22 protein-coding genes and 1 tRNA gene are annotated in these 20575 nt (G+C 45.8%); 13 read left to right on the forward strand and 10 right to left on the reverse strand.

The genetic code is table 11. The features are described 5' to 3' along the window. Positions 1-2: 2 nt before the first annotated feature. The gene (locus ACY652_RS04995; RefSeq protein ID WP_462266912.1) at positions 3-575 is read right to left on the reverse strand and encodes a thiamine pyrophosphokinase; all 573 of its coding nucleotides are present in this window, start codon (positions 573-575) and stop codon (positions 3-5) included. A 61-nt stretch (positions 576-636) separates the two neighbouring features. Between ACY652_RS04995 and ACY652_RS05000 the strand changes: the two genes are divergently transcribed. Continuing rightward, a complete protein-coding gene (locus ACY652_RS05000) occupies positions 637-1491 on the forward strand; it encodes a hypothetical protein (RefSeq protein WP_462266913.1) in 855 nt (284 codons plus the stop codon). Between the two features lie 185 nt (positions 1492-1676). Here ACY652_RS05000 and der read toward each other — a convergent pair whose 3' ends face one another. Both der and era read right to left on the reverse strand, forming a co-directional pair. After that, positions 1677-2978 carry a ribosome biogenesis GTPase Der gene (gene der / locus ACY652_RS05005; protein ID WP_462266914.1) on the reverse strand — a complete coding sequence of 434 codons (1302 nt, stop codon included), beginning with the start codon at positions 2976-2978 and terminating at the stop codon, positions 1677-1679. Positions 2979-3091: 113 nt separating this feature from the next. After that, positions 3092-3970 carry a GTPase Era gene (era, locus tag ACY652_RS05010; RefSeq protein ID WP_462266915.1) on the reverse strand — a complete coding sequence of 293 codons (879 nt, stop codon included), beginning with the start codon at positions 3968-3970 and terminating at the stop codon, positions 3092-3094. Between the two features lie 78 nt (positions 3971-4048). Here era and ACY652_RS05015 point away from each other — a divergent pair. From ACY652_RS05015 to ACY652_RS05030, 4 genes are all read left to right on the forward strand, one after another. Continuing rightward, a tRNA-Met gene (locus ACY652_RS05015) sits at positions 4049-4125 on the forward strand. 410 nt (positions 4126-4535) lie between these two features. Then, positions 4536-5960, forward strand: coding sequence for a glycogen synthase (locus ACY652_RS05020; RefSeq protein WP_462266917.1), 1425 nt, complete (start codon positions 4536-4538; stop codon positions 5958-5960). Continuing rightward, positions 5957-7219, forward strand: a complete 1263-nt coding sequence (locus tag ACY652_RS05025; protein WP_462266918.1) for a glucose-1-phosphate adenylyltransferase — start codon at positions 5957-5959, stop codon at positions 7217-7219. Before ACY652_RS05020 ends, ACY652_RS05025 begins: the two co-directional genes overlap by 4 nt. Before the next feature lie 80 nt (positions 7220-7299). After that, positions 7300-7491, forward strand: coding sequence for a hypothetical protein (locus ACY652_RS05030; RefSeq protein WP_462266919.1), 192 nt, complete (start codon positions 7300-7302; stop codon positions 7489-7491). A gap of 83 nt (positions 7492-7574) precedes the next feature. On the opposite strand, the gene ACY652_RS05035 is transcribed toward ACY652_RS05030, so the two are convergent. Further along, positions 7575-7799 carry a DUF6358 family protein gene (locus ACY652_RS05035; protein WP_462266920.1) on the reverse strand — a complete coding sequence of 75 codons (225 nt, stop codon included), beginning with the start codon at positions 7797-7799 and terminating at the stop codon, positions 7575-7577. Position 7800: 1 nt separating this feature from the next. Further along, positions 7801-8115 (reverse strand): rhodanese-like domain-containing protein, encoded by a 315-nt coding sequence (locus ACY652_RS05040; protein ID WP_462268220.1) that lies wholly within the window; start codon positions 8113-8115, stop codon positions 7801-7803. A 236-nt stretch (positions 8116-8351) separates the two neighbouring features. Here ACY652_RS05040 and ACY652_RS05045 point away from each other — a divergent pair, with 236 nt between their 5' ends. Continuing rightward, a complete protein-coding gene (locus tag ACY652_RS05045) occupies positions 8352-9470 on the forward strand; it encodes a DUF4407 domain-containing protein (protein ID WP_462266921.1) in 1119 nt (372 codons plus the stop codon). A 147-nt stretch (positions 9471-9617) separates the two neighbouring features. Continuing rightward, complete coding sequence (locus ACY652_RS05050) at positions 9618-9953, forward strand: tRNA-binding protein (RefSeq protein ID WP_462266922.1); 336 nt, start codon at positions 9618-9620, stop codon at positions 9951-9953. Between the two features lie 64 nt (positions 9954-10017). Here ACY652_RS05050 and ACY652_RS05055 read toward each other — a convergent pair whose 3' ends face one another. Both ACY652_RS05055 and ACY652_RS05060 read right to left on the reverse strand, forming a co-directional pair. Continuing rightward, a complete protein-coding gene (locus tag ACY652_RS05055; protein WP_462266923.1) occupies positions 10018-10953 on the reverse strand; it encodes an SDR family NAD(P)-dependent oxidoreductase in 936 nt (311 codons plus the stop codon). An 80-nt stretch (positions 10954-11033) separates the two neighbouring features. Then, the gene (locus tag ACY652_RS05060) at positions 11034-11606 is read right to left on the reverse strand and encodes a Crp/Fnr family transcriptional regulator (RefSeq protein WP_462266924.1); all 573 of its coding nucleotides are present in this window, start codon (positions 11604-11606) and stop codon (positions 11034-11036) included. A 217-nt stretch (positions 11607-11823) separates the two neighbouring features. On the opposite strand from ACY652_RS05060, the gene ACY652_RS05065 reads away from it, so the two are divergent. The 3 genes from ACY652_RS05065 (at position 11824) to ACY652_RS05075 (ending at position 14198) form a co-directional block, all read left to right on the forward strand. Beyond that, complete coding sequence (locus ACY652_RS05065) at positions 11824-12303, forward strand: nucleoside deaminase (protein WP_462266925.1); 480 nt, start codon at positions 11824-11826, stop codon at positions 12301-12303. 76 nt (positions 12304-12379) lie between these two features. Continuing rightward, positions 12380-12997: a superoxide dismutase gene (locus ACY652_RS05070; protein ID WP_462266926.1), complete on the forward strand. Its 618-nt coding sequence runs from the start codon at positions 12380-12382 to the stop codon at positions 12995-12997. A 205-nt stretch (positions 12998-13202) separates the two neighbouring features. Further along, complete coding sequence (locus ACY652_RS05075) at positions 13203-14198, forward strand: zinc-binding dehydrogenase (RefSeq protein ID WP_462266928.1); 996 nt, start codon at positions 13203-13205, stop codon at positions 14196-14198. 459 nt (positions 14199-14657) lie between these two features. Here ACY652_RS05075 and ruvC read toward each other — a convergent pair whose 3' ends face one another. The 3 genes from ruvC to ACY652_RS05090 form a co-directional block, all read right to left on the reverse strand. Beyond that, positions 14658-15254, reverse strand: coding sequence for a crossover junction endodeoxyribonuclease RuvC (gene ruvC, locus ACY652_RS05080; protein WP_462266930.1), 597 nt, complete (start codon positions 15252-15254; stop codon positions 14658-14660). 19 nt (positions 15255-15273) lie between these two features. Further along, positions 15274-15912 (reverse strand): leucyl/phenylalanyl-tRNA--protein transferase, encoded by a 639-nt coding sequence (gene aat, locus ACY652_RS05085; RefSeq protein WP_462266931.1) that lies wholly within the window; start codon positions 15910-15912, stop codon positions 15274-15276. Between the two features lie 171 nt (positions 15913-16083). Then, entirely contained in the window at positions 16084-16326 is a 243-nt protein-coding gene (locus ACY652_RS05090) for a helix-turn-helix domain-containing protein (protein ID WP_462266932.1), read from the reverse strand. Positions 16327-16733: 407 nt separating this feature from the next. Here ACY652_RS05090 and ACY652_RS05095 point away from each other — a divergent pair, with 407 nt between their 5' ends. From ACY652_RS05095 to ACY652_RS05105, 3 genes are all read left to right on the forward strand, one after another. Continuing rightward, a complete protein-coding gene (locus ACY652_RS05095; protein ID WP_462266933.1) occupies positions 16734-17873 on the forward strand; it encodes an acyl-CoA dehydrogenase in 1140 nt (379 codons plus the stop codon). Between the two features lie 44 nt (positions 17874-17917). Further along, positions 17918-19165 carry a TlpA disulfide reductase family protein gene (locus ACY652_RS05100; RefSeq protein ID WP_462266934.1) on the forward strand — a complete coding sequence of 416 codons (1248 nt, stop codon included), beginning with the start codon at positions 17918-17920 and terminating at the stop codon, positions 19163-19165. 201 nt (positions 19166-19366) lie between these two features. Continuing rightward, positions 19367-20503: a lactonase family protein gene (locus tag ACY652_RS05105; RefSeq protein ID WP_462266935.1), complete on the forward strand. Its 1137-nt coding sequence runs from the start codon at positions 19367-19369 to the stop codon at positions 20501-20503. Positions 20504-20575: the final 72 nt, after the last annotated feature.

A 20575-nucleotide genomic window follows, 5' to 3' on the forward strand; every position in this document is an offset into this window, starting at 1 on the left:
ATCTATATATCTTCGGCAATAAATAAGTAAGGTTGCATAAATGCAAGCTTGATGAAGCCGTCGGTGGCAGTTACCCAATTACCATTGCCTGTCTCGGTTAAATTATGGCATACCAAATCAGGAGGGATATGATTTATATAAATTTTGGAGCCTGCCGGTTTCCATTTTTCAAACCCCGGCTTTACGGCAATAAACTTTTGCCCGCCCCAAAAGATAATGAGCGTAATTTGAGTCGTATAGGGCAGATACAGTTCCGGAGAAAACTGTGCGGTTACGCTATTTACCGCAGGGTATTCCTTATCAATTAAGAAGTTCATTGCTGCTGTTAACAGGGGTTCATTCTCCACCCTGATCAATTGCAGGCCCGCCTGTAACGGTGCCTCCTCATCGCCGCCCATTAGCAGGTAATCAATGTGTATACCGGCTGCAAACAAGGCTTCGGCTGCCGGCGCTGCGGCCAGCACGGTAGGGCTCCATTCCAGCAGCTCGCCCAGGTGCCCGGCATCAAAATTGTCCAGGCTGAGAATCAGCAGGGCGGGTTCCTGCTTTTCGCGTACAATGTGGTGAGAAGACATGGCTCCAATATAAATTTTTAAACGTTAGTCCTGCGCAGATAAATACCATATTTGTACTGCTATGATGCCTGCCGCCCCTACTGCCACCTTTGCCCTGCTGGTGCACACCTGCGACCGCTACCAGTTCCTGTACCCTGGTTTTGGCTATACCTTTAACCGGTACTGGGATTTCAGCATTCCCTGCCGGTACTATTTTGCCACCGAAACGCTGGATGCCGAAGTACCGGGCTTCACCACCATCAAATCGGGCCCGGGCGAGTGGGCCGACCGGCTGGCTTACCTGCTGCGCGAGGTGATAAAGGAAGATTACGTTATTTATTTCCAGGAAGATATGTGGCTAAACCGGCCGGTGAGTGGTGATTTTTTCAGGCAGCTATTTGCCCTTGTGGCGCAGCAGCAGTGGCCGCAGGTAAAGCTCACCAGCACGTCGGTTTATGTAACGCAGCCGACGGGCTACGAGGTGGAAGGTTTTGCGGCGGCGAAGCTGGAGAACGCGCGGTCGGGCTACCTGATGTCGCACCAGGTAACGCTGTGGAAGCGGGAGTTTTTGCTGGCGCAACTGCACAAAGGCGAACACCCCTGGCGCAACGAGCGCAAAGGCACCCGGCGCCTGCGCAAACTGAATCCGGCTATTTACCAGGTGGATTACTTTGCCGAGAACGGCCACCCGCCCATTAATGCCAACCCCAATCCTGCCGGCCGCAGCGAATACCAGACCGTATCCATGAACAGCATGCTCAGCCCCAATGTGCAGCTGTATATAGAGTTATTTAGCCAAGGCGATGCCGGCCAGCAGGACTATGCTAAGCAGTTACAGCAACATTTGGATGAGCAGCTTACCCATGATGGGTTGGCTAAGCCGCGTAAGGAAGATCTGTTTAAGCGGTTGAAAATGTGGTGGAGGAAAATAGATTGATTAGCCAAGGTAATTATATTAAAAGTGCTTAATACCGCCCCGTCTTTTTCTTTGGAAGACATAAGCCAATAACGGCCTTTAAACAGTGTTTAAAGGCCGTTATTGGTATAATGATGCAGCACAACATTCGGGCACTTTTGGGATAAAACAAATCCAAAAGCGTCTCGTACCTGCTCTGCTTACTGCTACTTCTGCCTGAAAAATATCTGCACCGGCACACCCGAAAAGTTAAAGTTTTCGCGCAGCTTGTTTTCGATAAAGCGGCGGTAGGGTTCCTTTACATACTGGGGCAGGTTACAGAAAAAGGCAAACATGGGCGATGTGCCTTTAATCTGGGTGATGTATTTGATCTTTACAAATTTTCCCTTTAGCGCCGGCGGCGGATAGTTTTCAATAATGGGCAGCATCACATCGTTCAGCGCCGAGGTAGCTACCTTTTTGCTGCGGTTGGCATACACCAGTTCGGCGGTTTCAATTACCTTCATGATGCGCTGCTTTTCGGTTACTGAGGTAAATACAATAGGAACATCTGTAAATGGAGCGGTTTTTTCACGTATCTGCTCTTCAAACTCCTTGAGGGTCTTGTTATTCTTCTCAATCAAATCCCATTTATTCACCACCAGCACAATGCCCTTCTTGTTCTTTTCGGCCAGGTGAAAGATATTAATATCCTGCGATTCTATCCCCTCAATGGCATCAATCATCAGCACAATCACATCGGCCTCCTCCAGCGCCTTTATGGTACGCATCACCGAGTAAAATTCGATATTCTCTTTTACTTTGGTTTTTTTGCGCAGTCCGGCCGTATCAATCAGCATAAACTCGTGCCCAAACTGGTTATAGTGGATATGAATGGAATCGCGCGTGGTACCCGCTACCGGGGTTACAATATTGCGCTGCTTACCAATCAGTGCATTGATCAGCGATGATTTACCTACGTTGGGTCGGCCTACAATGGCATACTTGGGCAGGGTATTCTCCTCTACTGGCTCTTCGTCGAAGCTTTTAATCAGCTCATCCAGCAGTTCGCCGGTGCCAGAACCCGTCATGGAAGATATATTATAAATTTCGCCCAGCCCAAAGCTGTAAAATACAGTAGCATCCGCCTGCTGGGCGTTGTTATCCACTTTATTGACTACCACTAATACCGGCTTCTTGCTTTTGCGCAACAGGGCAGCAATATCATCATCCAAGTCGGTAATGCCTGTGGTTACATCTACCACAAATAATATAGCGGTAGCTTCTTCCAGCGCAATCACCACCTGCTCGCGGATGGCGGCCTCAAACACATCCTCGGAGTTTGCTACATAGCCGCCGGTATCAATAACGGTAAAGGTGCGGCCTACCCACTCGGCTACCCCATAGTGGCGGTCGCGGGTTACGCCGCTTACGTCATCCACAATGGCCTTGCGGCTTTCGGTTAAGCGGTTATATAATGTTGATTTGCCCACATTGGGCCGGCCTACTATGGCTACGATGTTACTCATTTTGTTTAGAATCAAGAGCCAAGAATCAAGAGTCAAGATATGACTTCACTCTGTATACGCAGCTCTGTTTTAATTTTATTTTTGTCTTGATTCCCGGCTCTTGGCTCTCAAATCTAATCTTCGTACCCGAACTTCTTCAGGTAGTTTTTCTTGCTGCGCCAGTCGGCAATTACTTTAACAAACATTTCCAGGAAGATTTTCTTTTGAAAAAACTCTTCCATACTGCGGCGGGCATAGGTGCCTACAATTTTCAGCATTTTACCCTTCTCACCAATCAATATATTCTTTTGTGAATCGCGTTCCACAATAATTTCGGCGCTGATGCGGTAGATTTTTTCTTCCTCTTTAAAGGCGGTAATAATTACTTCGGTACTGTAAGGTATTTCCTTTTTATACTGTTTAAACACCTGCTCGCGTATCATCTCGGCAGCAAAGAAGCGATCATTACGGTCGGTAAGCGCATCCTTATCATAATAGGCAGGATGCTCGGGCAGGTACTCCATCACAAAATCCATAATGGCACGTATGTTATGTTCGTGCAGGGCCGATATAGCAAATATGGCTTTCGGCTTTAATTTTTCCTGCCAGAAAGCCGCCTTCTGCTTTACGGTTTCCTCATCGCTTTTATCAATCTTATTAATCAGCACTACCAGCGGGGCCAGTGAGCCCTGCAGCTTGTCAATTACATCGGCCTCGTCATATTTTTCATTTATGTCGGTTACCAGCAGCAGCAGGTCGGCATCCACAATAGAACCTTCTACCTGGTGCATCATGCTTTCCTGCAGGGCATAAGCCGGTTTAATAACGCCGGGTGTATCTGAAAAAATAATCTGATAACCCTCGCCGTTTACAATACCGAGGATGCGGTGCCGGGTAGTTTGCGCCTTTGGTGTGATGATGGACATGTTTTCACCTACGAGCGCATTCATGAGGGTGGACTTCCCTGCGTTGGGTTTACCAATAATGCTCACAAATCCGGCCCGGTGACTCATAGAAAAAAATTTAAAATAATATTTGGACTGCAAAGAAACGAATTATATCTTTGCAGTCCCAACAAAAAACAAAAACAGTGCGGGATGGAGCAGTTGGTAGCTCGTCGGGCTCATAACCCGAAGGTCGTAGGTTCGAGTCCTGCTCCCGCTACCCAAGAAAGCAAAAGCCTCTCAGATTTCTCTGAGAGGCTTTTTTATTGTATCAGGTGATTTATTAAGGTGAAGGCTGGTATATAATGCTGTTATCTTAATCAGCGTTCTTCTGCAAGGTTACTCTTTCCCTCCAGTAACGTCAGTTCATCAATAGCTGCTTCTATTTCATATAGGGTAACCAGCCTGAGCATTACAAAACTTGAACGCAATTATCTTCAATCTGTTAGCGAATGGTTGTATTACATTTTTTATATACAAACCTTCAAATTTTATTAAAGCTTATATTACTCTAATGAGCATTTATGATCATTTTTAAGCTTAAAATACAATTTAAATAAAAAATATAGTCAGTGCTTATACACCTTTGTGTATTCAATAAACAATTACTTAGCTTCACACCTTATACCTAACTATGAGAGTGTACCATTTAAGTGCCGAATGCTACCCGGTAGCCAAGGTTGGCGGCCTGGGCGATGTAGTGGGCGCATTACCCAAATACCAGAATCTGGCCGGGCTGGATGCCGCCGTAGTATTGCCGCATTATGACCGCAAGTTTGTTCAGGAAAACGAATTTGAGGTGGTGTTCCGTGCTTCTAACCGCCTGGGTAACCGCCGTCAGGATTTTGAAATATGGAAGGAAAAAACCAATAAACTGGGCTTTGAACTTTACCTGATCCATATCCCCGGCTTGCTTGACCGGCCCGAGGTGTACAGTTATCCCGATGAGCGTGAGCAATTCATCGCTTTTCAGCTTTCTTTTTTAGACTGGATTACCTGGAGCCAGCAAACGCCCGACCTTATCCATTGCCACGACCATCATACCGGGTTGGTGCCTTTCCTGCTGCAGCACTCAGCCCTGTACAGGCGGCTATCGAAAACGCCTACGGTATTTACCATACATAACGGCCAGTATCATGGCGCCTTCAGTTGGGACCAGTTTTATTACCTACCTGAAATTGACCCCAGTTCAACCGGGTTGCTCGACTGGAGCAGCGGCATTAACCCACTGGCTTCTGCCGTAAAATGCTGCAATGCCTATACGGCGGTATCACCCTCCTACCTGCAGGAACTGGCCGGGCACTCCAATGGGTTAGAATACTTGTTTTTCTTAGAGCGTGCCAAAGGCTCAGGCATTATTAACGGTATTGATACCGAAGTATGGAACCCGGCCACTGATGCCGCGCTTGTTGCTAACTATACGGCATTAACTATAGATACTGAGAAGCAAAAGAATAAACAAGCCTTGTGCAAACGCTTTGGCCTGCAACCCGAACTACCACTGATAGCCTTTATCGGCCGGCTGGTTGTTGAAAAAGGATCTGATTTGTTAACTGATGCTTTTACCGACAGCCTGACCGAACATGCCGGGCATTTGAATATTTTGGTATTGGGTACCGGCGATAAGGATGTAGAGCAGACCCTTACCTTACTCGAAGAAAAATTTCCGGATAGCTACCGTGCTTACATAGGCTACAACGAAGATTTGGCGCACCTGATTTATGCCGGCGCTGATTTTCTGCTGATGCCCTCGCGCGTTGAGCCTTGCGGCCTGAACCAGCTATATGCGTTGCGCTATGGTACCATGCCGGTAGTGCACAGCACCGGCGGATTGAAGGATACTGTGGTAGATGTGAATGAAGAAGAAGGTTACGGCATTTGCTTCAGCCCGAACAGCGTAGCTACCATAAGTGCAGCCATTAGCCGGGCAAAAGTATTATTTGAGAACACTACGCATTTACAATTGTTACGTAAACGCATGATGGCCCTTGATTTTTCATGGAACCAGTCGGCTAAAAAATACAACCAATTATATACAAGTTTAATCCCTAAAATATGACTTCCAAAGTAATTTGTATTGTACTGGGGGGCGGTCAGGGCAGCCGCCTTTCTCCGCTTACCGCTACCCGCTCTAAACCGGCGGTGCCGATAGCTGCCAAATACCGCCTGGTAGATATCCCCATCTCCAACTGCCTGCACTCCGGGATTGACCGCATTTTTGTACTTACCCAGTTCAATTCGGCATCACTGAACAAGCATATCAAAAACACGTACCACTTCAGCAGCTTTAGCGATGCCTTTGTGGATATTCTGGCGGCTGAGCAAACGCCCACCAGTGCCGGTTGGTTTCAGGGTACGGCCGATGCCGTTCGCCAGAGCCTTCACCATCTGAGTGTCTGGGAGTATGAGTATGTGCTAATTCTCTCGGGCGACCAGTTGTACCAGATGGATTTCAAGGAAATGATGGATCAGCACATTCAAAAAAACGCTGATATTTCTATTGCTACCATCCCGGTACATGCTAATGATGTGCCCGGTTTTGGTATCCTGAAAACCGACGAGCAGAGCCGGATTACCGCCTTCATTGAGAAGCCTAAGTCTGATTTTGAGAGCTGGGCTTCAGAAGTAAGCCCCGAAATGCAGCAGCAGGGCCGCTATTACCTGGCTTCAATGGGTATATACCTGTTCAACCGTAAAACGTTGTACGAATTACTGGAAGGCAATACCTACCCCGATTTTGGCAAAGAGATTATCCCTCAATCCATCCAAACCCATAACGTACTGAGCTACCAGTACGAAGGCTACTGGACGGATATTGGTACCATTCCTTCTTTTTTTGATGCCAATCTGGAGTTAACGGATGATATTCCGCAGTTCAACCTGTTTGATAAGCACCATATCTTTACACGGGCTCGTATGCTGCCGCCTACTAAAATATCAGGCACACAGCTGGACAGGGCTATTGTGGCCGATGGCTGCATCATCAGCGCCAGCTTGCTTAAGCGTGCGGTAATTGGTATACGTACCCGTATAGGCCACGGCACCACGCTCGAAAACTGTTATGTAATGGGCAGCGATAATTACCAAACCCTGGAGCAAATTAAGGAAGCCAAGGAAAGCGATACACCGATTATGGGGATTGGCGATAACTGCTGCATCAAGAATGCCATTATCGACAAGAACAGCTATATCGGCAATAATGTAACCATTAACTGCGGCACTAAGATAGCCGATGGTGATTATGGTTCCTATACCGTTCAGGATGGTATTGTGGTAGTTAAAAAACGGGCTGTTATCCCACACGGAACAGTAATATAATTTTGTGCTAATTAAAACATTTTCTAACCCGCTGCATTATATCATTAATCACGTATACAAAAAAACTAAAAATTACTACTATGAAAAAGTTAATGTTAATGACAGCCCTTTGTGCCATTTCTTTTGGAAGTGCGTTTGCTTATACCGCCAGCCCGGTACAAACCATGCAAACCGACACCATGAAGACCATGAAAACCAAAAAAAGCATGAAAAAGAAACCAATGAAAATGAAGAAAAGCAAAATGTCGAAAGACACCATGTCAAAAATGTAATTGACGCTTCATTTCAATAACAGAAACGCCCCGGTATATGATATATACCGGGGCGTTTCTGTTATGTCCTGTGCCTATGCACCTTATTTCTGCGGCTTTTTCTTCGGCGCGGGTGGTAATGGTACAGGGCGCTGCATGGCCCTTACCTCTTTCAGCAGCCTTATCTTTAAAAACACAAGCAGGGTGCCTGCAAACACCGCCACCGCTATATACCAGAAATGGCCATGGGTAATGCCTATGTAAATAAAAAACAAAGCAATCAGTATCCCGATGTTGTACAGCACATTGAGCGCTACTTTCTTACCCATATTAATAGATCGTCATTGATGGGTCAACCTCCTGCTGCCAGGCCAGTATGCCGCCATGCAGATTGTATAAGTTGCTAAAACCATGCTGTTCCAGTTGCATTACGGCGGCGGCGCTGCGGCGGCCGCTGCGGCACATCAGCACTACAGGTTTTTCTTTTTCAATTTTATCATCCTCAATTAAAATGCCGCCCAATGGGATCAGCTCACCGCCCAGGTTCGACATTTCATATTCAAAATCTTCACGCACATCAATCAATTGAAAATCCTTGCCCTGTGTTTGCCAGTCTTTCAATTCCTGAACGGATATTTCTTTAATGTTCATATGATTTATGTTATCTGTTAAAAATCAAAGATAGGCTTTTGCAAAGTTTCAAAGCAACTAAGCATGGTTATTTGTAATTCAATTCCCTCCTACCTGTCATTCTTCAATAGGATGTCTGCATATATCATTATCACTCCAGCATCATCCTTAAATATTCAGCGGTTAACCGTGTAACATTCAGGTACTGCCGGCGTTCTAATACATAGCATTAAAAGCTGATTGTTAGTTAAATGAAAAAAGTTACCCGCTTCTTCTGGTTCTGTTCCGGAGCGCATGTTGAAACGCTGAGAAAATATCCTATCGAGCATAATAAATACGTGGGCATCGGCGCCACAATATTTTTTACGGCGCTTTTTGCTGCGCTATCGGGTGGCTATGCCATGTATTTTGTATTTAGCGGTAACCCGCTGGCGGTGGTATTTGCGGTGCTGTTCGGCATCATCTGGGGTACGGCTATTTTTAACATGGATCGCTATATTGTAGGCAGCATCAATAAGCAGGGCTCTACTAATCAGCAGATTCTGCAGGCATCGCCGCGTATTTTATTAGCGATCATGATAGGTGTGGTAATTTCGCGCCCGCTGGAATTAAAAATATTTGATAAGGAAATTCGCCAGAAATTAAAAACTTCTTACCTGAAAGGGCAGAACCGCAGGATTGATACCCTACAGAAAACCTACAATCAAAAGTATGTGAATGAATTTGCCCAGGCTAAAGACCTTAAACTGGAAAAAGATTCGCTCACCAAAGACATTAACCGTTCAAGGGTGCTCTTGAACCAGGAAGTATTCGGCTCTAAAACCGACCAGACTTCCGGCCTTACCGGCTATGGCAGTAATGCTAAACGGCAGGAAGCCGTTTTAGGCGAAAAGCAGGCCCGCCTGCAAACGGTAACGCAGGAACTGGATAAACTGGAGCAGTATTTAGGCGAACGCAAAAATTTTGAGGGACTGAATAGTACCCGGCTGTTTACTGACAAGCAACTGGACAGTCTTTCCAACATTGCCGGGTTTGCCGACCGCAACTGGGCCTTAGGGCAACTGGCCTTTACCAACGATGGCAAGCGCGATGTGGACACTTATATGGCCGAATCCTTTATTGCCTATTTGTTTATCTTGTTTGAGTGCCTGCCGGTACTGGTGAAGCTGATGTCGCCACGCGGGCCGTACGATGTGGCTACCTACCGCATTGCCGAGGCCAACATCCACTTTGCCGACCGCGACCGGGACCGGGATATAGCGGTAACCGACAACACCTTCGATTACCAGTTAGGTGCTGATGTAGAACGCCGCAAGCGCATCATCACCACCCAATCTGATTTTGACCTGGAGCGGCACAGTTATGATTGAGGATAGAATCAAGAGTCAGGATACAGGAATCAAGACTTTTGATTTAATCGGTATATTTTTGTTTTGACTATTAGATAATTGCTGATAAAAACTTTTTTTAGCAGAAACTTTTTGATTCCTGTATCCTGACTCTTGATTCTCCTCCCTATGCAAACCATTTCCTGGGCCGATTTTGAAAAAGTAGAACTGCGTGCAGGCACCATATTACAGGTACTGGATTTTCCGGAAGCCCGGAAGCCGGCCTATAAATTACAGGTAGATTTTGGCGGCTACGGCATCCGCTGGTCGAGCGCACAAATCACAAAGCATTATACAAAAGAAGAGTTGACAGGCCGGCAGATTGTTGGGGTAACTAATTTCCCTGAAAAGCAGATCGCCAACTTTAAGTCGGAGTTTCTGGTTACCGGTTTTGCTGATGAGCAGGGTGATATTGTGCTTACTGCTATTGAACGCCCGGTGCCTAACGGCAGTAGGTTAGTTTAAGTTTTACCTGCCCGCCTTTACCTGCGTTGCTGCAAGCTTTACTATCCGCTTGTTAAATATAATGTTAATTTAAGGAAACCGTAGTTTCATTTTGATGGATACCCAACAGCGCTACACTGCTTTCCCACAGCAACCGCTGGAAGTTTTGATTATACGAATCCCCGGATGAGGGAATTTCTTTAGTTCCTTCAAAATACTTGCCCCTTGCATATTGATAATCAGCCGAGCAAGCCAGATCAGCCAGGCGTTTGCCTGAGTTTTGTGCTGTATTTACATTAGGTACAAAGTATCGCAGTGCAGGAAATACATATTTCCAAACCAATCTTAAAAGTGGCGGATAAGTTCTGGCCAGCCCTGTGCCGGGTACAAGGCCAGGGTCAAAAGCGTTTACCCTGATGTTGGTATCTGTTAGCCTTCGCTGCAATTCATATACCGTTAGGATATTGCATAATTTCGAGGTAGAATACCTGCGCTGCCCTGCAAGATTCAGCTTTTCATAAGTTTCTGCCGGATAGGCCAATTCTTTGGCAGATTTAAAAACCGGGGCTTCAATACCTGTTTTCTGTTTAGGATCATGCACGCCGCTTGCTGTAAATGTAATACTGGCATTACCATCCATTAGTGGCAAAAGCAGCAGCGTAAGGTAAAAAGGAGCTAAATGATTTACACCAAAGGTACTCTCAAAGCCATCATTAGTGTACTGTGTTTTAGCAATGTTTTGTATACCGGCATTATTAATAAGCGCAGCAATACCCGTAAGTTGCTTTTCTGCCAACTGCGCTTTAAATGCGCTGATAGAGGAAAGCGATGCCAAATCCAGCTGCATGCAGCTTAAATGCTGATGGCCGGTTTGCCGGGCAATGTTTTGCACTACACTGTTGCCTGCTTCAAGGTTACGGCAGGTGAGTATAATTTGGTTACGAGGTGCAATACGGGCTGCCTGCCGGGCACACTCAAAGCCGATGCCGCTTGTAGCCCCTGTTATAATAATGGTTTTCATGCTTTAATATATATTTAAATAACAAAAGCAAAGCTGCACCGCTGCAAAAGAAAACCAGTTGCCATTTGGCAAAAAGATACCTATGTGCTTATATTCTTTCTTATCCTGCTTAATGATGAAGGAGTAATACCTAAGTAGGAGGCCAGGTAAGACAGCGGAATCCGGTTGGCCAGGGCAGGAAACCTTTTTAGAAAGTTAAGATAGCGTTCTGTAGCGTCTTCAGCCATCATAGAACTTATTTTTTCCACCTTTTCCATAAGCGCCTTTGCAGTAATTTTACTGATGATGTCGTCCCAGGGAATAATAGTCATTGACAGTTCCTTCATCGCTTGCTTTGAGAAAACAATCAGTTTACAGGTGGTAATGGTTTCTGCGTATTCTGATGATGGAATGTTTTGATTATAGCTATTGATGTCAACTACAAAGTTATTTTCATCAATAAAGTATTTGGTTATTTCATCACCTTTGTGGTTGTAGTAGCAAATACGGAGTATACCTTCGGTTAAGAAAGCTACTTCTTTGGGTATATGCCCTGCCTCTGCATAATAAGCACCCTTTTCCAGTTCTTTAACTGCTCCTTTACTCTTTATCAGATTAATCTGCTGATCGTTCAACTGTCCGAATTGCAGCAGGTAATTAATAAGCGCTTCCATGTGCGGTAAATTGTTAAATCTTCCGGGATAAAAGTTTACCATTTGGCAAAAAATTCAGGTAAATGGTGCTACAGCTTAAGGATATGCCAGTGCCGCAACTATCTTATCTACTTAAACAGAACAGGCATATTCCTTATCTTTGCAGGCACCCGCCAGCCTTGCTACCGTATGCCGATGCTATATAAACAATTATAGTAAACATTTAAAGATTGATTGAATGAGATATATCACCTTCGGCGACGAACAACCTACCGTATCGCCCGATGATTTTTTTATGGCCGAAGCCCTGCGCGAGGCCAAGCTGGCTTTGGCTGAGGACGAAATCCCTATCGGCGCCATAGTAACCTGCAGGGGCCAGATCATTGGCCGGGGCCATAATTTAACCGAGCGGCTCAACGATGTATCTGCCCATGCCGAAATGCAGGCCCTTACCGCTGCTACCAATTACATAGGCGGCAAATATTTAAAAGATTGTACGCTGTACGTTACGCTGGAACCCTGTGTAATGTGTGCCGGCGCCTCCTACTGGTTCCAGGTAGGGCGTATTGTGTTCGGGGCGTATGATACCCGCATGGGCTTTGGCCGGCTCAATCAGAAAATTACCCACCCCAAAACCTTAATTACCGGCGGCATACGCGAAAATGAGTGTGCACAGCTGGTAAAAGACTTTTTTAAAAGCAAACGCCTCAAAACTTAACATTACACTGAACAATTATAGGGTTGAGCACTTTATATTTGCATATATACATGTTTAATCTTAAAAAATAGTTCTTATGGCATTTACCTTACCGGCGTTACCGTATGCTACGGACGCCCTCGAACCGCACATTGATAAAATGACCATGGAGATTCACCATGGCAAGCACCACCAGGCTTACGTAACCAACCTGAACAAGGCACTGGAAGGCAAGCCGGAGGCCAATGAAAGCATTGAGCAGATTGTAAAGCATATTTCTAAATATCCGCCTGCGGTACGTAACAACGGTGGCGGTCACTATAACCACACCCTGTTTTGGACATTGCTATCACCAAGCGGCGGCGGCGAGCCTACCGGCGAACTGGCACAGGCTATTAACAACGCCTTTGGTTCTTTTGCCGAGCTGAAAACCAAGATGAATGAGGCAGGAGCTACACGTTTCGGCTCAGGCTGGGCATGGCTGGTCGTAGGTGCCGATAAAAAACTGGCGGTAACCTCTACTCCTAACCAAGACAATCCATTGATGGACTTACCAGAAATTGCCGTAAAAGGCACGCCTGTTTTAGGTATCGATGTTTGGGAGCATGCCTATTACTTAAAGTACCAGAACCGCCGCCCAGATTACCTGTCGGCCATCTGGAACGTGATCAACTGGAAGCATGTAAACGAATTGTACCAGAAAGCAATTGCTTAAGCAGTTAGCTTTTGATCAATAAAAAAGCGGCAGGTAAATTACCTGCCGCTTTTTTATTGGAATTTAAGATAACGTTTCAAAAATGACAGGCTGAGGTATTATTTCAAATAATCTTTCCGTCAAAATACTCTACTAATTTGGTATACTAACTACAAACACACTAATATTGCCGGCAATTGTTACACATCTACATAAAGCGATAATCATGAAAGCAGTTGTACTCACCGGCAAAAATCAGCCGTTAGCCCTACAAGAAGTTGATAACCCTGCCATAGGCCCCGGCGAAGTGCTGGTGCAAATAAAAGCCGCCGCACTTAACCGCCGCGATTACTGGATTACCGTTGGCCAGTATGCCGGCATCAAATATCCCAGCATTTTAGGCTCTGATGGCTCCGGCATTGTGGTGGAAGCAGCCGACGAAGCCGGACAAGCCTGGCTCAATAAGGAAGTGATTATTAACCCTGGCCACAATTGGGGTGAGCATGATGAATACCAAGGCACAGATTTTAAAATTTTAGGCTTGCCTGAAGATGGTACCCTGGCCGAATATATTAAGGTGAAGGCCGAATACCTGGCCGAAAAGCCGGCCCATTTAAACTGGGAGCAGGCCGCCGCTATACCTTTGGCCGGTTTAACGGCTTACCGTGCCTTGTTTACTCAAGGTAAAATAAAAAAAGGCGACAAAGTATTGATCAGCGGTGTGGGCGCAGGTACCGGTACGTTTGCGCTGCAATGGGCCGTAGCCGCCGGCTGCCAGGTGTTTGTTACCTCCGGCTCGGGCGAAAAGATTGAACGCGCCCGCCACTTGGGTGCCGCAGCCGGTGTAAGCTACAAAGCGCAGGACTGGGCTGCTCAACTGAAAGAGCTGGCCGGCGGCTTTGATGTGATTATTGACAGCGCCCTGGGCCAGGGCTTTGCCCAACTGATTGACTTGTGTAACCCCGGCGCACGTATTGTATTCTTTGGCGGCACGGCGGGTAATATTCCGGAGCTAAACGGCCGGGTTATCTTTTGGAAGCAGCTGCAGATTTTGGGCACTACCATGGGTACCGCAGCTGAGTTTGTAGCTATGGTTAACCTGGTAAATGAGCATCAGCTTGTGCCGGCGATAGATGAAGTATTTCCGATGGCTCAGGCACAGCAGGCTCTTGATAAAATGGCCGGTAGCGCACAGTTTGGTAAGCTGATACTGGTTAATTAAACTTTCCTTTTTCCATATCATCCCGAACACAGGTGAAGGCTATGAATGGCGATGCGGGGCGTGGCTTAGCAACCTGCCCGCGGCACTGATGATGGGGCTGCTACCATAGGTGTTTGACGTAATTGGAGCCACCTAAATTGCACAACTAAAAGCTCTAAAAAGTGTAAACCCCGCTTTTTTGCAAAAACTTGACTATCAGCAATTTAAATGAAATATTTTTTGAAAAGTGTAAACTTTGCCTTTACACTTTTCTAACCCTTTATTGAGCTGATCAGGGCAGTACAGCACCCCTTAATAAGGATGGCGCCCTGCTGTTTGTGTGGGAAAAAATGCAGCGAAACTGGCAAGCTGGAAAACAAGTTTGAAAAACCAGGATAAACCTTTTGCAGGTAAATGGATGAAGAAGTTTAAAGGCTGCTTAAAAACATTACAGCGCTTTTAAAACACCTAAAAAGAAAATTATCCCGGCTTTTTAATTTGCAGTGGAGAAGCTACCCGGCGGGTGTTTTCCTTTACAAACGACTCCCATCCTGCATAGGTAACTTTGCTGCCCCTGCCGGTAGTTATTTTCTGAAAGCTATGGCACACGGCCACGGCCAATCCGTCGGTAGCATCCAAAAATTCAGGCGTTTCCTGAAAGTTAAGTAGGCGTTGCAGCATGGCCGCCACCTGCTCTTTGGTAGCATTGCCATTACCGGTGATAGCCTGTTTAATTTTACGGGGCGAATATTCATTTACCGGCACATTGCGCGATAAGGCGGCGGCAATGGCTACGCCCTGCGCACGACCCAGTTTGAGCATCACCTGTATATTCTTACCGTAAAAAGGGGCTTCGATGGCTAAAGTATCCGGGTGATGATTATCAATCAGCGCTTGGGTTTTCTCAAAAATGCGCTGTAACTTCAGCATGTGGTCATCGGTCTTTTCTATCTTTACCACACCCATGCTGATCAATGTAATTTTAGAGCCGGTTTCTTTAACTAAACCATAACCCATCACCGCTGTGCCAGGGTCAATTCCCAATATTATCCGCTCCTTCTTATCTGCCTGCTGCATACATAAGCAAAAGTACGGCTTAAGCTGGGGTATTGTGCAGCAGGTGTAAATATTCTTTCCTGCTGATAAGCCGGGCACCCATACTTTCTAAATGCGAAGTATGCAACTGGCAGTCAATTAGCCTGTACCGGCTGCTGTTACACAAGGTAATCAGCGCTGTTTTGGAGGCATTGCTAACATGGCTGAACATGCTTTCGCCACAGAAAACCGCCCCTATTGCCACACCATACAACCCACCCACCAATTGTTCATGCTGCCAAACTTCATAGGAGTGGGCGTAACCCTGGTAGTGCAGTTCAATATAAGCCTGCTGCATATCATCAGTTATCCAGGTTCCGTCTTGGCCTTCACGGGCGGTGGCGGCACAGGCTTGTATGACTTGCGCAAAAGCCTGATTAACGGTAACCCGAAACCGCCCCGACCGCAATACCTGCCACATACTTTTCGTTACCCGCAACTCATCAGGATAGATCACAAAACGCTCATGCGGCGAATACCACAAAATGGGAGAATCTTCGCTGTACCACGGGAAAATGCCATTGCCATAGGCCAGCTGTAGACGGCTCACGCTCAGGTCGCCGCCTACGGCGAGCAGGCCGTCGGGTTCGGCCAGTTCAGGGTCAGGAAACAATAGCTGTTCATCAAGCCGGAAAATCATGCGGCAATTTACGCCGCTTTACGATGAATAGCCCGCTTTTTCACCAGAGAAGTTTGCGCCTGATTGTAGTTAACAATTTAATCACTTTGTAGCACTTTAAATACATAAATTCAACCCACTGTACAGAAAAGCAGAATCGAACAGTAAAAAAGAAGATTAAAATACAGCTTATTAATAAATCCCCTGGAAAAACCCGGAAAGGGAAACATCAAAATACAAACATATTTTACGTAAAGTTTCCAGTCTTACATCAATTTTACCCGATTCAAGCCGGGCAATATTAATACTGGTATCGGCATAAAATTTTTCTTGCGTAACCTGGTGCTGCCGCCTTAGCTTACGTATTTGCAGCGCAACTTTCTTTTTAAAGACCTCTTCGGTTTCAATAACCGTCTTATTATCAGCAGTTAACATTAATTGTAAAATTCAGGTTTTATTATTGGGTATGTTCTACCCGTTAAATACAAAGCATGCCCGATATAAATGCACCTGCATCATCACTATTTTCTTACATCTTAAAGTTGTACGCCTATTGGCAATAAATAACCGTAAATATAAATTCTGGCTTAGCTTTTGTAAAACCCTTACCGACTCTGCACCTACTGTGAAAATATTTAAAGTTTACATCTACCTATAAAAAACTTTATAAAATCAGAATTCTCAGATGCCCAAGCTGAGTAAAGTTTGTTCTTTGTTTTGGGTTTAATCAATAGTTTAAATTAATTAGGGGAAAGGGAGCTTCCAAAAAGCTCTCTTTTTTTGTGACTATGATTTTTTACTATGCATGCATAATATTATATTTGAACATCAACATTTCCGCCATGCATTTTGAATATACTGAAGAGCAATTGATGATACGCCAGGCTGCACGTGATTTTGCACAGCAGGAACTTAAACCCGGTGTAATAGAGCGCGACGAGCACCAGAAATTTCCGGCCGAGCAGGTAAAGATGCTGGGCGAGCTGGGTTTTATGGGGATGATGGTATCCCCGCAATATGGCGGCAGCGGCATGGATGCGGTTTCTTATGTGCTGGTGATGGAAGAATTGTCTAAAATTGATGCTTCGGCTTCTGTGGTAGTATCGGTAAATAATTCACTGGTTTGTTATGGCCTCGAAAAATATAGCAGCGACGAGCAAAAGGAAAAATACTTGGTACCACTGGCCAAGGGTGAAAAAATCGGCGCCTTCTGCCTTTCTGAACCGGAGGCCGGCTCAGATGCCACTTCGCAGCAAACCACTGCCATTGATATGGGCGACCACTACTTGCTGAACGGTATAAAAAACTGGATCACCAACGGTAATTCGGCTTCTACGTATATTGTGATTGCCCAAACAGACGTTGCCAAAGGTCATAAGGGCATTAATGCGCTCATTGTGGAGAAAGGCATGGAAGGCTTTACTGTTGGCGCTAAGGAGAACAAGCTGGGCATACGCGGCTCTGACACCCATTCGCTGATGTTTACGGATGTAAAGGTGCCCAAGGCTAACCGCATTGGCGAAGAGGGGTTTGGCTTCAAATTCGCCATGCAGGCGCTGGAAGGCGGCCGCATTGGCATTGCCGCACAGGCTTTGGGTATTGCCTCGGGCGCTTACGAACTTGCCGTACAATACGCCAAAGAACGCAAAACCTTTGGCAAACCCATTGCCGACCACCAGGTGATTGCCTTTAAACTGGCCGATATGGCTACGCAGATAGAGGCTGCGCGCCTGCTATGTCTCAAGGCGGCTTGGCTAAAAGACCATCATCAGCCCTTCGCGCAAGCATCGGCGATGGCTAAACTGTATGCCTCACAAGTAGCGATGGATGTTACGGTAGAAGCTGTACAGGTGCATGGGGGCTACGGCTTTGTAAAAGAGTACCATGTAGAACGCCTGATGCGCGATGCCAAAATTACGCAGATTTATGAGGGCACCTCTGAAATTCAGAAAATCGTCATATCGCGCGGTCTCTTAAAATAAGGCAAAGGTTTTGCTTACTTTAGCCTACTAATTTAGTAGAGTTTATGAAAAGCAAAACCTTTATTGCTATTATTGTTTTCAGCATAGCTTCGGTAAGTGCATTTGCGCAGCGGTTGAAAACCGGTACCTGGCGTGGTGTGCTCACTACGCAAACACAACAGGAAATACCCTTTAACTTCACCATTAAAGATACCGCCGGCCGGAAGTTAATGACCATTATTAATGGTGATGAGCGCTTTAAGGTAACCAACATCAGCAGCAAGGGCGACTCGGTGTTTATCAGGATGCCGCTATTTGATTCTGAATTTAAATTAAAGCAGCAAGGCAACAATTTAACCGGCAACTGGGTAAAGCACTTAGGTGAGCGCGATGCCGTTACGCCGTTTACCGCTACCTACGGGCAAACTTGGCGTTTTGGTGGTCATGCAGACATCATTCTTCAAGGAAATGAGGGTGGCCCGTGGGTGAACGGTAAATGGTCTGCTATATTTGGTGAAGGGAATGGTCGTGATACAACAGTGGGTGTCTTTAATCAGAGTGGTGTGATAGTTACAGGCACTTTCTTAACCACAACTGGCGATTACAGATACTTGGATGGTGTACTGGCACAAAACAAACTTTATCTCTCCTGCTTTGACGGCGGACACGCCTTTCTCTTCACTGCCAACCTGGCCAATGACCGTACGCTAACCAATGGCATGTTCTATTCTGGGTACAGCGGCAAAGAGGTATGGGCAGCCGTTAAAAATGAAAATGCAAAACTACCCGATGCCTACAATTTAACGGCTTTAAAAGCAGGTTATAAAAAGCTCGACTTTTCTTTTCCTGATTTAAATGGCAAAAAGGTATCCTTAAGCGATCCGCGTTTTAAAAATAAAGTAGTGATTGTGGAAGTGATGGGCTCCTGGTGCCCTAACTGCATGGATCAAACTGCTTACCTTGTGAACTATTACAAGAAATACCACAACCGTGGCGTTGAGGTGGTTGATCTGGCTTATGAGCGTACTGCTGATTTTAATAAATCGAAGCAGGCATTGCAGCAGGAAGTTAATCATTTTAAAATACCGTATCCTATACTGGTTACCGGGTATACCAGCAACAAGGCCGAAACCGCCAAAAGCCTGCCTGCACTTACCCGGTTTATGGGCTTCCCTACCACGCTGATTATTGACAAGAAAGGAAATGTGCGTAAAATTTATACCGGCTTTAGCGGCCCGGGCACCGGCAGTTATTACACCGAGTTTGTAGACGGCTTTGAACGTTTAACCGATGAATTGCTGGCGGAGAAATAGGTATTTGTTCATTGGTCATTAGTTCATTGGTCATTAGTTCATTAGTCATTTATTGATTAGGAAAACTAAAAAGTGCCCTTATTTAACTCTATATTCCTTAAACCCTAATGAACTAATGAACTAATGACTAATGAACCATACCCTCTTGCCCATCTGCCCGAAAACTTGTTTATTTGTTAAAAGCTAAACAAATAAACCGGTATGAGAACATGGTTACTGATTGCGGCGCTGGCTATCCCAATGCTGTCGCAGGCGCAAAAAAATAAAAAAGGGCCCTCCAGCTATAATCTGATAGTGGGCACCTATACTAAAAAAGGGAGTGAGGGTATGTATGTTTACCGCTTTTACCCCGAAAGCGGCCGGCTTGCTTACCTGAATAGTACTACGGGTGTATCAAACCCTTCGTACCTTACGGTATCATCCAACAATAAATTTGTGTACGCCACTAATGAGAATGACAATGGTGAAGTAAGCGCATTTTCCTTTGAGCCAAAGGGAGGCAGGTTACAATTTATCAACAAGCAACCCTCATTAGGCGGTTCGCCTTGCTATATCACCGAAGATCAGGAAAGAAAGCATGTAATTGTAGCCAACTATTCGGGCGGCAATGCCGTGGTATTGCCGGTAAATGCCGATGGCTCATTAGGCCGGGTAAGCCAGAATATGCAAGACCAGGGCAAAGGCATCAATGCCGAGCGGCAGGAAAAACCACACGTGCATACCACCGTTTTATCGCCCGATGAAAAATACTTGATTTACAGTGATTTGGGTACTGACCGCCTGAATGTTATGCACTACCGTGCTACACAGCCGCAGCCGTTAAGCCCGGCTACCCCGGCTTACATTTCGCTTACCCCCGGCAGCGGCCCCCGCCATATTGCCTTTACTCCTGATAAAAAGCATTTGTATGCGGTAGCCGAATTAGGCGCTACCATTATTGCCTTTGATTATAACAATGGTAAGTTGAAGCAATTACAATCTATGTCGCTGCTGCGCGATGGGTTTACCGGCAACGGTGCAGGTGCCGCCGATGTGCATGTATCGCCCGATGGCCGCTTTGTATATGCCACCAACCGGGGCGATGCCAACGAAATTATTGTGTATGCCATTGCACCCGAAACCGGTATGCTAACTTTCGTGGAGCGCAAATCGAGCATGGGTAAGGCGCCGCGTAATTTCGCTATCGATCCTACCGGTAAATTCCTGGTGGTAAGCAACCAGGACAGTGACAGCATTTTTGTATATAAAATTGATACCGAAACCGGTAAACTTACCTACACCAACAACCATATCGAGGTAAGCATGCCCGTATGTTTGAAGTTTGCATCGGCGGAGTAATCTACAAGAATTATAAAACCAGTTATTTCAACCGCAGGGAGAAATATGCTGCCGCATTACCGGCTGCACGAA

Source organism: Mucilaginibacter sp. (assembly GCF_965200995.1).
GTDB lineage: Bacteria > Bacteroidota > Bacteroidia > Sphingobacteriales > Sphingobacteriaceae > Mucilaginibacter.

Coding starts and splice junctions, on each gene's coding strand:
- ACY652_RS04995 (WP_462266912.1), bottom strand. CDS start 575: ATGTCTTCTCACCACATTGTACGCGAAAAGCAGGAACCCGCCCTGCTG.
- ACY652_RS05000 (WP_462266913.1), top strand. CDS start 637: ATGATGCCTGCCGCCCCTACTGCCACCTTTGCCCTGCTGGTGCACACC.
- der (WP_462266914.1), bottom strand. CDS start 2,978: ATGAGTAACATCGTAGCCATAGTAGGCCGGCCCAATGTGGGCAAATCA.
- era (WP_462266915.1), bottom strand. CDS start 3,970: ATGAGTCACCGGGCCGGATTTGTGAGCATTATTGGTAAACCCAACGCA.
- ACY652_RS05020 (WP_462266917.1), top strand. CDS start 4,536: ATGAGAGTGTACCATTTAAGTGCCGAATGCTACCCGGTAGCCAAGGTT.
- ACY652_RS05025 (WP_462266918.1), top strand. CDS start 5,957: ATGACTTCCAAAGTAATTTGTATTGTACTGGGGGGCGGTCAGGGCAGC.
- ACY652_RS05030 (WP_462266919.1), top strand. CDS start 7,300: ATGAAAAAGTTAATGTTAATGACAGCCCTTTGTGCCATTTCTTTTGGA.
- ACY652_RS05035 (WP_462266920.1), bottom strand. CDS start 7,799: ATGGGTAAGAAAGTAGCGCTCAATGTGCTGTACAACATCGGGATACTG.
- ACY652_RS05045 (WP_462266921.1), top strand. CDS start 8,352: ATGAAAAAAGTTACCCGCTTCTTCTGGTTCTGTTCCGGAGCGCATGTT.
- ACY652_RS05050 (WP_462266922.1), top strand. CDS start 9,618: ATGCAAACCATTTCCTGGGCCGATTTTGAAAAAGTAGAACTGCGTGCA.
- ACY652_RS05055 (WP_462266923.1), bottom strand. CDS start 10,953: ATGAAAACCATTATTATAACAGGGGCTACAAGCGGCATCGGCTTTGAG.
- ACY652_RS05060 (WP_462266924.1), bottom strand. CDS start 11,606: ATGGAAGCGCTTATTAATTACCTGCTGCAATTCGGACAGTTGAACGAT.
- ACY652_RS05065 (WP_462266925.1), top strand. CDS start 11,824: ATGAGATATATCACCTTCGGCGACGAACAACCTACCGTATCGCCCGAT.
- ACY652_RS05070 (WP_462266926.1), top strand. CDS start 12,380: ATGGCATTTACCTTACCGGCGTTACCGTATGCTACGGACGCCCTCGAA.
- ACY652_RS05075 (WP_462266928.1), top strand. CDS start 13,203: ATGAAAGCAGTTGTACTCACCGGCAAAAATCAGCCGTTAGCCCTACAA.
- ruvC (WP_462266930.1), bottom strand. CDS start 15,254: ATGCAGCAGGCAGATAAGAAGGAGCGGATAATATTGGGAATTGACCCT.
- aat (WP_462266931.1), bottom strand. CDS start 15,912: ATGATTTTCCGGCTTGATGAACAGCTATTGTTTCCTGACCCTGAACTG.
- ACY652_RS05090 (WP_462266932.1), bottom strand. CDS start 16,326: ATGTTAACTGCTGATAATAAGACGGTTATTGAAACCGAAGAGGTCTTT.
- ACY652_RS05095 (WP_462266933.1), top strand. CDS start 16,734: ATGCATTTTGAATATACTGAAGAGCAATTGATGATACGCCAGGCTGCA.
- ACY652_RS05100 (WP_462266934.1), top strand. CDS start 17,918: ATGAAAAGCAAAACCTTTATTGCTATTATTGTTTTCAGCATAGCTTCG.
- ACY652_RS05105 (WP_462266935.1), top strand. CDS start 19,367: ATGAGAACATGGTTACTGATTGCGGCGCTGGCTATCCCAATGCTGTCG.